This is a genomic window from Vreelandella hamiltonii (assembly GCF_014651775.1).
Lineage (GTDB): Bacteria > Pseudomonadota > Gammaproteobacteria > Pseudomonadales > Halomonadaceae > Vreelandella > Vreelandella hamiltonii.
The window spans coordinates 85579-98288 of record NZ_BMXN01000009.1 but is presented as its reverse complement, the minus strand read 5'-3'; the positions used below and the strand labels follow the sequence as shown (position 1 = coordinate 98288).

10 protein-coding genes are annotated in these 12710 nt (G+C 61.3%); 8 read left to right on the top strand and 2 right to left on the bottom strand.

Going from position 1 to position 12710, the window contains the following annotated elements; genetic code table 11:
• The first annotated feature begins 42 nt into the window (after positions 1–42).
• The 5 genes from mltB (at position 43) to lipB (ending at position 4426) form a co-directional block, all read left to right on the top strand.
• Positions 43–1068, top strand: coding sequence for a lytic murein transglycosylase B (gene mltB / locus IE091_RS09915; protein WP_176212836.1), 1026 nt, complete (start codon positions 43–45; stop codon positions 1066–1068).
• A complete protein-coding gene (locus IE091_RS09910; protein WP_016914098.1) occupies positions 1061–2056 on the top strand; it encodes a septal ring lytic transglycosylase RlpA family protein in 996 nt (331 codons plus the stop codon). Before mltB ends, IE091_RS09910 begins: the two co-directional genes overlap by 8 nt.
• 66 nt (positions 2057–2122) lie before the next feature.
• Positions 2123–3328 (top strand): D-alanyl-D-alanine carboxypeptidase family protein, encoded by a 1206-nt coding sequence (locus tag IE091_RS09905; protein WP_189463563.1) that lies wholly within the window; start codon positions 2123–2125, stop codon positions 3326–3328.
• Positions 3329–3459: 131 nt separating this feature from the next.
• Positions 3460–3774: an HP0495 family protein gene (locus IE091_RS09900; protein ID WP_081192913.1), complete on the top strand. Its 315-nt coding sequence runs from the start codon at positions 3460–3462 to the stop codon at positions 3772–3774.
• 1 nt (position 3775) lies between these two features.
• Positions 3776–4426, top strand: coding sequence for a lipoyl(octanoyl) transferase LipB (gene lipB / locus IE091_RS09895; RefSeq protein ID WP_081192915.1), 651 nt, complete (start codon positions 3776–3778; stop codon positions 4424–4426).
• 72 nt (positions 4427–4498) lie between these two features.
• Here the strand turns inward: lipB and lipA are convergent, their stop codons facing one another.
• Positions 4499–5551: a lipoyl synthase gene (gene lipA, locus IE091_RS09890; protein ID WP_016914094.1), complete on the bottom strand. Its 1053-nt coding sequence runs from the start codon at positions 5549–5551 to the stop codon at positions 4499–4501.
• Between the two features lie 85 nt (positions 5552–5636).
• Positions 5637–6635, bottom strand: a complete 999-nt coding sequence (locus IE091_RS09885) for a LysR family transcriptional regulator (protein WP_189463582.1) — start codon at positions 6633–6635, stop codon at positions 5637–5639.
• A gap of 249 nt (positions 6636–6884) precedes the next feature.
• Here IE091_RS09885 and IE091_RS09880 point away from each other — a divergent pair, with 249 nt between their 5' ends.
• The 3 genes from IE091_RS09880 to IE091_RS09870 all read left to right on the top strand — a co-directional run bounded on the left by IE091_RS09880 (position 6885) and on the right by IE091_RS09870 (position 12703).
• Positions 6885–9293, top strand: a complete 2409-nt coding sequence (locus tag IE091_RS09880) for a DUF3141 domain-containing protein (RefSeq protein WP_081139025.1) — start codon at positions 6885–6887, stop codon at positions 9291–9293.
• Between the two features lie 324 nt (positions 9294–9617).
• Positions 9618–12245: a type I DNA topoisomerase gene (gene topA / locus IE091_RS09875; protein WP_016914091.1), complete on the top strand. Its 2628-nt coding sequence runs from the start codon at positions 9618–9620 to the stop codon at positions 12243–12245.
• Positions 12242–12703: a DUF6586 family protein gene (locus IE091_RS09870; RefSeq protein WP_100731362.1), complete on the top strand. Its 462-nt coding sequence runs from the start codon at positions 12242–12244 to the stop codon at positions 12701–12703. The genes topA and IE091_RS09870 overlap by 4 nt, the downstream gene beginning before the upstream one ends.
• Positions 12704–12710 lie beyond the last annotated feature (7 nt).

Below are 12710 nucleotides of genomic sequence, written 5' to 3'. Positions count from 1 at the left end.
ATCAAAGTGCAGTCGACGCTTTTTCACAGGAGTGGTAAGCAAATGAACAGGGCGCGAAGAAGAGCGGGCGGGTATTTACTGGCGGCGCTGATGGCATGTTCAGCCTCGGCCACCTGGGCGGCCGAGGAGGTCGATTTCGACCCCCGCGTCAACGAGCAGACGCGCCAACTGGTCAGTGAACTGGTGGAGCAGGGCGTTCCCGAGCAGTGGCTGACGCAAGCGCTGGAGCAGGCGACGTTTCGTCAGAACGTGCTGGACGCCATGGCGGGGGCGGCAGAACGGCGTCTGCGCTGGTTCGAATATCGCGATATTTTTCTGAACCAGCAGCGTATCGAAGAAGGTGCTGAGTTCATGCGCGAGCATGCCGAGACGCTGGCGCGTGCCGAAGAAGTCTTTGGTGTTGCTCCTGAGGTGATCACCGCCATCATCGGCGTGGAAACCTATTACGGGCGTCATAAAGGCACGCACAAGGTGCTCGATTCGCTGGCAACGCTGGCCTTTCATCACCCCCAGCGGGGGCGCTTCTTCCGTGGCGAGCTGGCCGCTTTCCTGGCCATTGCCTACGAGCAGGGTGTCGAGCCGGAAACGCTCTACGGCTCTTACGCCGGGGCCATGGGCTATCCGCAGTTCATTCCTACCAGTTACCAGGCCTACGCGGTCGATTTCGATGACGACGGCATTCGCGATTTGTGGAACAACCCGGTCGATGCCATCGGCAGCGTAGCCAACTACTTTGCCGAGCATGGCTGGCAGCGTGATGGCGCCATCTACCACGATGCCGACGGCCCACAGGAAGCCCCCGAAGGCATCGCCTTCAACCAGACCTCGCGCCCCACCTTGACCGCCGCCGACATGGTGGAGCAGGGCATCACTAGCGAGGCGCCGCTGGCCCCTGATGCCCCCGTGGTGCCGCTATTGCTGGATTTTTCTGAAGATGAGCAAGGCTACCGTCTAGGTGAATTCAACTTCTATGTGATTACTCGCTACAATCACAGCCACCTTTACGGCATGGCCGTGGCCGAATTGGCGGACGCGATCCAGCATCAGTTTGAGATTGAGCATGACTAACCTGTTGACCAATGTCCGTTATGTAAGCGGTTCTCTCGTGTTGGCGATGCTGGTGAGCGGCTGTGCCAGCCAAGCGCCGCTGCGTGACAGCGGCAGCGCCGCGCCGCAGCCCAGTGCCGCGCCGCAGCCCAGCGCTTCGCCCTTGGCCAGCGCCGCTCCCAGCGGCGAACGCTATGCCATGTCCGGCGATGCCTATCCAGTAGCACCGCCGGATGTCAGCCAGGTGCCCGATGCCGAGCCGCGCATCGAGGAGCCCTCACGTGCAGGCAATCGCTCCACCTACGAGGTGTGGGGCGAAACCTACCGTGTACTGCCGGACTCGCGGGGTTATGCTCGCCAGGGCACGGCCTCCTGGTACGGTGAAAAATTCCACGGCTACGCCACCTCCAACGGTGAGATCTACGACATGTACAAGATGACGGCGGCGCATCGCTCGCTGCCGTTGCCGACCTTTGCCCGTGTCACCAGCTTGGCCAATGGCCGTTCGGTGATCGTACGCGTCAATGACCGTGGCCCTTTTCACAGTGATCGCGAAATCGATCTTTCCTATGCCGCAGCGGCTCGACTAGGCATTCTGGACGATGGCACGGGGCCTGTTCGCGTCGAAGCCATCGATCCGGCGCAATGGCTGGCAGAGCGTGGTCGAGGCGGGGAGGCGGCCCGCTCGACGGCGGCGAGCTCACCTGCACCCGCCTCGTCTGCGCCGAGTGTGGTGAGTGCTCCCGCTGCGCCTTCGTCTTCTGCTTCGCCGGTATCCAGTCAGCCGAGCGGTGACGGCATCTTCCTGCAAATTGCCGCGTTAGGTACGGCAGAGGGTGCCCAGCAGTTGCAGCAACGCCTTTCTGGGGAGTTATCGCATGGTGTACATGTGAAGAGCGAGGCTGAAGTGCATCGGGTTCAGGTGGGCCCAGTGACTCCTGCCCAGGAAAACCAGGCGCGGGAAGATCTGCGCCGTGCGGGCTTTCCTCAAGTGTTTATAGTGCGATAATGCGTGCCAATTTAGTCATCCAGCAGCGCCACCGTGCTGCTATTCAATGTAAGTGAGACGTGTGTGATGAGTGTATTGATTTCGATTCGCCGGACCGCCAAGCTGTGCCTGTTTGCCGCGATGACCGTGGTGGCAATACCTGCCACGGCTCAGGTGATTCCCCAGCCGCAACCCCAGACCATCATTCCAGCGCCTCCACAGCTGGCGGCCAGCTCGTGGATTTTGATGGATGCCAATAGCGGCCGTATTCTCGCGGAGCATAATTCCGATGTCCGCCTACCACCGGCGAGCTTGACCAAGCTGATGACCGCCTACATGGTCGAGCGAGAGCTGGACCGAGGCACCATCAACCTGACCGACATGGTCAATATCAGCGAGAACGCTTGGCGCACCGGTGGCTCCAAGATGTTCATCGAGGTGGGCGACCGCGTCTCGGTGGATGACCTGCTACACGGTATCATCATCGTGTCCGGCAATGATGCCAGTGTGGCCATGGCCGAGCATCTGGCCGGGGGGGAAGCGCCCTTTGCCGACCTGATGAACCAGCATGCCACGCGGCTGGGCATGCACAATACCAATTTCCAGAACGCCACAGGGCTGCCGGGTGACCAGCACTACTCCACGGCGCGGGACATGGCCATTCTGTCCCAGTACATCATCAACGACTACCCTGACCACTACGCTATCTACTCACAGCGTAACTTCTCCTTTGGCGGCATCGATCAGCCCAATCGTAACCGCTTGCTGTGGCGCGATCCTTCAGTGGATGGCCTGAAAACCGGCTGGACTACCGAAGCGGGTTACGGCTTGGTATCGTCTGCGCTGCGTGATGATATGCGTCTGATCTCCGTGGTCATGGGCACCAGCTCCGAAGAAGCTCGCGCCCAGGAAACCCAGAAGCTGCTCAGCTACGGCTTCCGCTTCTATGAAACCATGAAGCTCTATGAGCGCGGTGCCGTATTGGCCACGCCGCGGGTGTGGGGTGGTGACACCAATGAGCTACGCGTGGGTGTCGATGGTGAAGTCTTCATGACGCTACCGCGCAACCGCAACGAAGAGCTGCGCGCGCGTCTAAATCTGGATAGCGACCTGAGTGCGCCCGTCGCCGTTGGCGACGAAGTCGGTACTCTGGAAGTCTACCTGGGTGACGAAATGGTCGGCGAGCGCCAGTTGGTGGCGCTGGAAAACGTGGAAGAGGGTGGCCTGTTCAAGCGCTTCTTCGATCAGGTGCAGCGCTTCTTCAGCAATCTGATCGGCAACTTCAGAAGCTGACGAGCCTTGAGCACGCGGGGCAGGCCAACATGGCCTGCCTGTGGTGTTTTAGCCTCCCTGTCACAATCAGAAGCTCTGGCGTCATCGTCAGGGTTTCATTCGTTTTAGCATTCGTCATAGATAGGCAACTCATGAAAAAAGATACCAAATCTCCGCTGCGTGACCTGCGCCAGCCCGCCACGGTCAGTGAGCCGCCCAGGGTCACTTTTCCCTGCGACTACTCGCTCAAGGTGGTAGGCGATGCGGCGGATGATTTTCCCGCTTGGGTATGCCAGGTCATCGTCAAGCACGCGCCAGATTTCGACGAAACCACCCTGCAGGTGGTGGATAGTCGCAATGGCCGCTTCCAATCGGTACGGGTGACCATCGTGGCTACCGGTGAACAACAGCTGTCCAGCTTGTTCGATGAGCTGAAAGCCACGGGCCGCGTGCACATGGTGGTGTGACATGAGCCCCGCACCCATCGAGCTGCACCGCCTGGGGCGCCGGCCCTACCAGCCTGTCTGGGAAGCCATGCGTGAGCTCACCGACTGCCGTGACGAGCATACGCCCGACCAGTTCTGGCTGGTCGAGCACGACCCGGTCTTCACCCAAGGGCAGGCGGGCAAACCCGAACATTTGCTGATGCCGGGCGATATCCCGGTGGTCAATACCGACCGTGGCGGTCAGGTGACCTACCACGGGCCTGGGCAAGTGGTGCTTTACCCGTTGCTGGACGTGCGGCGTGGCAGGATCGGTGTGCGTGAGCTGGTCAGCGCCCTGGAAAATGCGGTGATCGACGTGCTGGCCCGCCTTGGTGTCGATGCCTGGGCCAAGCCGGATGCGCCGGGCGTGTATACCCGCACGGTGATGGGGGAGGCCAAGATTGCATCGCTGGGGCTGCGCATTCGTCGAGGGGCCAGCTACCACGGCGTTGCGCTAAACGTCGACGGCGACCTGTCGCCGTTTGGGCGCATCAACCCCTGTGGCTACGCAGGCATGCAGGTAACGCGCTTGGGCGATCTGGTGACGCTAGATGATGGCGCAGATATCGGGGGCGCACTGGCCCTGGCGCTGGCGGAGCAGCTAGGCCGATCGCTGGTGGATTCGGCGTCGTGATCGAGTAAGTGCTGCAAAAGACGGGCTCACCGGCATGCTGAAAGGGCATGCCGGTGACAGTCGTGCGGGGTATCAGCCGACGTTGAAGGCCGGAATGCGGTTGCTGTCGGTTTCCTGGCCAGGCACTGCGGCAGGGGCGGCCAGGCCCAGGTTGTTCTTTTCGAACACGCGGTCGGCGCGGTAGCTCGAACGTACCAGCGGGCCGGAGGGAACCTCCATGAAGCCCTTTTCGAGGCCCAGCACGCGATAGCGCTCGAACTCTTCTGGCGTGACATAGCGCTCTACTGCCAGATGGTTCTTGGTGGGGCGCAGGTACTGCCCCAGGGTGACGATATCCACACCGATGGCGCGCAGGTCGTCGAACGTCTGCAGAATCTCTTCTTCCGTTTCGCCCAGCCCCAGCATCAGGCTGGTCTTGGTGATCACGTCCGGGCGGTGGCGCTTGGCGTGGGCCAGTACATCCAGCGTCTTGCGGTAACCGGCACGCGGGTCGCGTACCTTGGAGGTCAGCCGCTCCACGGTTTCCACGTTCTGGGCAAACACTTCCAGGCCGGAGTCGACCACGCGCTCGATGGCGGCCTGATCACCGTCGAAATCCGGCGTCAAAGCCTCCACCACGACCTCGGGGGTGCGTGCCTTGATGGCGCGAATGCACGAGGCGTAGTGCGTGGCACCGCCATCTTCCAGGTCATCCCGGTCGACCGAGGTCAGCACGATATAGCGCAGGCCCATCAGCTCGACGGACTTGGCGGTATTCTCGGGCTCTTCCTTGTCCAGCCATCCCTTGGGATTGCCGGTGTCCACCGCGCAGAAGCGGCAGGCGCGGGTACAGACGGAGCCCATCAGCATGATGGTCGCGGTGCCGTTGCTCCAGCACTCGCCCATGTTGGGGCAGTGGGATTCGGCGCACACCGTGCTCAGCCGGTGAGTCGATACGTTTTTCTTGACGGCTTCGAAACGCTCGCCGCCTGGAATCTGGGCGCGCAGCCATTTGGGCTTGCGTTCAAGGGCGGGCGCATCGGCCTGTGCCTTGCGCTGCTTCATGCCGTCCTTGATCACCGTCATGCCGTGTTCGTTGCGGAATTTTTCGCCGCTGGGCACGCGCTGGGAAGGGGTGTTGCTCATAGGAGAGAGCCTCGAGTCACGCTAACTGATACGTAGGTAGTAGATAATGTAACATACCTGGCAATCAACAAGACACCGTCGCGCATCACGGGGTCTGTTCGACGCTCAGGCCTGGCAAGCAGGAAACGCCGTGGCTGGGGAGGGGGCTGGGGGGCGCCTGGAAATGCGCACGCAGCTCGCTGAGGTGTTCGCGGGTGAAACGCAAGAACAGCTCCGCCACCGGCGTGGGGAAGTGGTCGCGGCGATAGACGGTGCACCAGGCGCGGCGGATCGGAAAGTGGGGCAGCGCCAGCGTGGCCAGCAGCCCCTGTTCCAGCTCCAGCTGAATGGCCATGCGCGGCAGTACCGCCACGCCCAGATGCGCCATCACGCCTTGTTTGATCGCTTCGTTGGTACCCAGCTCGATACGGTGGGGCAGCCCGACTTCCTGATCGACCGCCAGCTGCTCGAAGGCGCTGCGCACGCCTGACCCCGGCTCACGCATCAATACATAGTGGCGGGCAAAGTCCGAGAGGGTAGGGTTGGCCAGTTGGAGCAGCGGATGCTCCGGCCATACCACGGCCACCAGCTCATTTTCCAATACCGGCATGACCACCAGCCTATCGTCCTCCGGCACCATGGCCATGATGACCACGTCATCCTGCTGGTCGGCGAGGCGCTCCAGTGCCTGGCTGCGGTTGCATACTTTCAGGCGTAGCTGCACATCGGGGTAGCGGGCGCGAAAGCGTGACAGCAGATAGGGCACCACGTATTGGGCAGAAGAAACCGCTGCAATGCTCAACTTGCCGCTGATCTTGCCGTTAATATCTGAAAGGTGCATCTGCAGGCGCGCAAGCTGCCCAAAGATTTCCCGAGTGGAGAGCGCCAGCGTATCCGCCGCAGGCAGTACATGCAGGGTTTTACCGGCATAGCGAAACAGCGGCTGCCCCAGCGCCTGTTCCAGCTGGCGAATCTGGGCGCTCACGGCGGGTTGAGTCAGGCCTAGCTGTTCGGCGGCACGCGAATACGAGCGCTGGCGATGTACGGCCTGAAACACCTGCAGTTGGCGAAACGTCAAGCGGTTGAGCAGCGACGGGGATGACATAACCACCTCGAGGTAAACGTGCTCGGTCAGCGTCAGCGACTCCCAAGCGCGTGGGTCCATGTCGAAATGCTACCACCCTTTGCCCGCTAACGCCTTGAATCGCTGTCGCTCGATGGTTCATACATAGGTTGTTACACAGGTTCATGTATGGGTAATGATCGACGTCTGGCAAGGAGTGGCCTAAACTATATTGCATTGCAGCATCAGGCTTCGGGCTTGGTGCCCCGCATCAACCCCACGGGAGACTCTATGAACTTTCTCGCTAATCCCCTGCTTTCCCCCACTCTGGGCAACAGCGCGCTGACGAGCATGATGGACCCGTTCGGGTTTGGGCGTGCTGCCTTGAGCTACTGGCGCGACAGCGTCGAGCGCAACGTGCTGTACTGGGATGTGATGCGCGAACGGGGCAACCAGTATCTGGCCCACATGGAGCAGACCAAGCCCAACGTGCTGGGGTTCGATACCGAAGGGCTGATGGACGGACGGACGCTGCCCAACCCGACCAATTACGAACTGCTGCGTGTATTGCCCAAGGGCGATACGGTCACCGACCCCAGCAAGCGCCCGTTCGTGGTGGTCGACCCTCGGGCCGGGCATGGCCCAGGCATCGGCGGCTTCAAGCCCGACAGCGAACTGGGCGTGGCGCTCAAGGCAGGCCATCCCTGCTACTTCATTGGCTTTCTGCCCTTTCCCGAGCCCGGCCAAACGGTCGAGGATGTGGTCGAAGCCGAAATCGCTTTCCTGCGTCATGTCATCGAGCTGCATCCAGAAACCACTGAAAAGCCGATGGTGGTAGGCAACTGTCAGGCGGGCTGGCAGATCATGATGGCGGCGGCACTGGAGCCCGACGTGTTCGGACCCATCCTGATTGCCGGTGCGCCGCTCTCTTACTGGGCGGGCGAGCACGGCAAGGCGCCGATGCGCTATACCGGCGGCATGGTGGGCGGTAGCTGGATCACGGCGCTGACCAGTGACATGGGCAATGGCCTGTTCGATGGCGCCTGGCTGGTGCAGAACTTCGAGCGCCTGAATCCGGCCAACACCTACTGGAAAAAGCAGTACCACCTGTATGCCAATATCGACACCGAAACCTCGCGTTATCTTGAGTTCGAACGCTGGTGGGGGGGGCACGTGGTGCTGGGTGGAGAAGAAATCCAGTACATCGTCGATAATCTGTTCGTGGGCAACCGGCTCTCCACGGCCCAGCTGGTGACCCGCGACGGACGACGCATCGATCTGCGCAACGTGCGCTCGCCGGTGGTGGTGTTCTGCTCCCGTGGCGACGACATCACGCCGCCGCCGCAGGCGCTGGGATGGATTCGTGACCTGTACGAAGGCGAAGAGGACATCATCGCCAACGACCAGACCATCATCTACTGCCTGCATGACACCACGGGCCATCTGGGGATCTTCGTTTCCGGCAGCGTTTCCCGCAAGGAACACTCCGAATTCACGGCCAATATGGATTACATCGACGTGATGCCGCCAGGGCTTTACGAAACGACGATTTCTCATGCCAGTGAACGAGCCGATGCCGAGCTGATCGAGCGTGACTACCTGCTCGAATTCAATCAGCGCAACTTCGAGGAGTTGGATCGGGAAGTCATGCACAAGCCCGAAGATGACCGCCGTTTCGCCACCGTTGCACGCATCTCGGAGATCAATCTGGGGCTGTATCGGATTTATATGCAGCCCTGGTTGCAGGCGGTGATGACGCCAGAAGCCGCGCGCTGGATCCGGCGCATGCACCCCATTCGGCTGGGCTACAAGCTGCTGTCGGACCGCAACCCGCTGAGCGTGCCGTTGCCGGTGATGGCTGATTACGTGCGCAAGCACCGTGAGCCGGTAGGGCAGGACAACGTGTTCAAGGCCTTCGAAACCATGGCCTCGGACCAGATCGTCGCCAGCCTCAATGCCTGGCGCGATTTCAGGGACAGCAGCACCGAGCGGCTGTTCATGGATATCTATGGCCAGCCACTGCTGCAGGCGGCCGTTGGTTTGTATGGCGATGCCCATGTGCATCGCCGCCGTCCGGGTGCCGAGCCGGAGCATCGTCGCTTCATCCAGCATCAGCAGGACAAACTGCGCAAGAAAATCGCCCAGGGAGGCCCGCACGAAGCCGTTATGCGGGCAGTCATATACGTACTGGGCGGTGCACCTGCCACCGACGAGCGGAACTTCAAGCGTCTGCGGGCCTCCCGCGCGGAGCTCAAGCCCAGCAGCTCGCTGAGCGAGTTCAAGCGTATGGTGCGCGAGCAGTTTTTCATTCTCAAGCTGGATCGTGAACAGGCCCTGAGCACGCTGCCCGTGCTGCTGGAAGGTGAGGACAATGTGGCCATCGATGGGCATATCAAGCATCTGGAGCATGTGTTCTCGGCCAGCGGTGAGCTGACCGAGCACGCCGCCGAGCGTTTCGAGCAGGTCAAGGCGCTGTTTGGCCAAGCGCGCCCTGCGCTGCCTGCGACTGCCGCCAGCGCTGAGCCCGAATCTGAGGCCGGGCCTGAGACCAAGGCCAAGGCCAAGGCCGCCACTGGCACCGAGGTTGCAACCACCACGGATGCCGAGCCCACGGCGGCATCACCCGCTTCTGCAGCGGCGGCTAAAAAGCCAGCGGCCAGGCCAGCCAATGGGCGGCGCGGAACGTCTCGCAAGCGCTAGCCGCCTCGCGCTACCGTCGATCACGCCCCCGCTTTTTAGCGGGGGCAATTGGTTAGTGGGTGTGGCTTTGGGTTGCCGAGTGTCAAGCGGCAGTCTAGTGTCTAGCTACTCGATATAAAAAAACGCTAGGCGTCATACCGACACCTTCCCGAGCGGGATGTGCCTCGCCATGGGGTGCAGCCTGATGCAGGTTGCTACTAGCGCTTGGGCAAGGGCTGGGGTAGGGTAGGCGCATTTTTCTCATGGTCGCCAAGGCATAATGTGGGGCGACAACGTACTTAGCGCCGTGGCGATCACGCCTCGGCATCAGGAAAGTGGAGCACTATGGGCAAGTCACTGGTCATCGTCGAATCGCCTGCGAAAGCGAAGACGATTAATAAGTATCTCGGCAACGATTTCATCGTGAAGTCGAGCGTGGGTCACATCCGTGACCTGCCGACCAGCGGCTCGGGCAAGGTGGCCTCCGACCCAAAGGAGCGCGCTCGCCAGGCCGCGGCTACGCGCAAGATGTCAGCGGAAGAGAAAGCCGAGTACAAGCAGCGCAAGGCCCACACCCAGCTGATTCGCCGTATGGGCATCGACCCGGACAATGGCTGGGCAGCCAACTATGACATTTTGCCCGGCAAGGAGAAGGTCGTTGCCGAGCTGAAGAAGCTGGCCGAAAAAGCCGATGCCGTCTACCTCGCCACGGATTTGGACCGCGAAGGGGAGGCCATCGCCTGGCACCTGCGGGAAACCATTGGCGGTGACGACAGCCGCTATAAACGCGTGGTGTTCAACGAAATCACCAAGAATGCCATTCAGGATGCCTTCAAGACCCCCGGCGTACTGAACATTCCTCGCGTGGAAGCCCAGCAGGCGCGCCGTTTCCTCGACCGGGTCGTGGGCTTCATGCTCTCGCCGCTGCTGTGGGCCAAGATTGCCCGTGGCCTGTCTGCCGGCCGTGTACAGTCGGTGGCCGTGCGTTTGATCGTCGAACGTGAGCGGGAAATTCGCGCCTTCATTCCCGAAGAGTTCTGGGACGTGCATGCGGATCTGGTCTCGCCGGAGGGCGAGCTGGTGCGTTTTGCTTTGGCGCGGCAGGATGGTCAGGCCTTCCGCCCCACCTCGGAAAAAGAGACCCTGGAGCGAATTGCCAAGCTGCGCAAAGCCAAACTGTCGATCACGTCTCGCGAAGACAAACCGACACGCTCCAAGCCTACCGCTCCCTTCATTACCTCGACGCTGCAGCAGGCTGCCAGCGGGCGGCTAGGGTTCTCGGTCAAGAAGACCATGACCATGGCCCAGCGGCTCTACGAAGCTGGCTACATCACTTATATGCGTACCGACTCGACCAATTTGTCCAAGGATGCGGTCGAGAGCGTGCGTTCGTTTATTGGTGATGAGTATGGGGAGCGCTACCTGCCCGAAGCGCCCAACCGCTACAGCAGCAAAGAGAGCGCACAGGAAGCCCACGAGGCGATTCGCCCCTCCAGCGTGGAGCGCAAGTCCACGGATCTGGTGGGCATGGAGCGTGACGCCGAGCGCCTGTATGAGCTGATCTGGCGGCAGTTCGTGGCGTGCCAGATGACCCCGGCGGAATATCTTTCCAGCACCCTCAATGTCGAAGTCGATGGCTACGAACTGCGTGCCAAAGGGCGCGTGCTCAAGTTCGATGGTTACACCCGGGTGATGAAGCCGACCGGCAAGAACGAGGATCAGACCCTCCCCGACCTGCCCACCGGCACGCCCATGAGACTTGAAGTGCTCGACCCTCAGCAGCACTTCACCAAGCCGCCTGCGCGTTACACCGAAGCCAGCCTGGTCAAGGAGCTGGAGAAGCAGGGCATCGGGCGACCTTCTACCTATGCCTCGATCATCTCCACGATTCAGGATCGGGGTTATGTGAAGCTGGAAAACCGCCGCTTCTATGCCGAAAAGCTGGGCGATATCGTCACCGAGCGCCTCAAGGAGTCGTTCCCGGACCTGATGGATTACTCCTTCACGGCGCGGATGGAAGACAGCCTGGACGAAGTCGCCGAGGGTGAGCGCAACTGGCGGGCGCTGCTGGATGCCTTCTACGAAGAGTTTCGTCATGAGCTGGCCAAGGCCGAGAGCGACGAGGGAATGCGCCCCAACCAGCCGGTACCGACCAACATCGACTGCCCCAGCTGTGGCCGTCAGATGCAGATTCGAACCGCTTCCACTGGTGTGTTCCTGGGGTGCAGTGGCTACAACCTGCCGCCCAAGGAGCGTTGCAAGACCACCATCGATCTCATTCCCGGTGAAGAAGCCGTGGCTGAAGATGCCGGTGAAGAGGCAGAAACCGATGCGCTACGCGCCAAGCGCCGCTGCCCGAAGTGTGGCACGGCCATGGACAACTACCTGATCGACGAAACCCGCAAGCTGCATATCTGCGGCAACAGCCCGGATTGCGATGGCTACGAAGTCGAGAGCGGTAAATTCAAGATCAAGGGCTATGACGGCCCATTGATCGAATGCGACAAGTGTGGTTCGGACATGCAGCTCAAGTCCGGGCGCTTCGGCAAGTATTTCGGATGTACCAACAGCGAGTGCAAGAACACCCGCAAGCTGCTGCGCAGTGGCGAAGTGGCACCGCCCAAGATGGACCCGATTCCCATGCCGGAGCTGGCCTGTCAGAAGGTGGAAGACCATTACGTACTGCGTGATGGCGCTAGTGGCCTGTTCCTGGCAGCCAGCAAGTTCCCCAAGAACCGTGAAACTCGCCCGCCGCTGGTGCAAGAGCTGAAGGCCCATGCCGATGAGCTGCCCGAGAAGTACCACTTCCTGCTCAAGGCGCCCAGCGAAGACCCGGATGGCCGTCCGGCGCAGATTCGCTATTCGCGCAAGAATAAAGAGCAGTACGTGATGACCGACGAAGAGGGCAAGGCCACGGGCTGGAAAGCCACCTACGAAGGCGGTAAATGGCACGTGGAGGACAAGCGCAAGTGAGTGCCCGTTCGCGTACTAACCAGCTCCTTTATCAAGCCGAGCTGATGGTTGGGCTTCCGGTGGGCGACGATGAGCATGCCCCCGCCCGTCAGGGGGCGCTGGAGGAGGGCGCGCTGGCGCTGTTCGAGCTGGCGCTGGCGTCGCTGCTGAAAGAGGTTACCGAGCACGCTCGTCTGCCAAGCCATGACTGGCAGCGCCTGCTGGCCAGCGACGGCCCTGCGCTGGCCGAGCTGCAGCGCTTGCGCGACGAGCTGCAACGCTCGGATAGCTGGCTGGCATGGCTGGTTGGTCAGCTCGAAAAACTGCATGGCGACGAGGGCGCAGCCCGTCGTCAGGTGCATAACCCGGCCATGATTGCGGTAGGTGCCCAGGCGTCGCTGGGTGAGCAGTTGCTAGAGCATTTGCAAGCGGCGAAGCGTGAAATCGCCATGCTCAGGGAGACCAGCGTCGAGTGGTAGGCTTGAA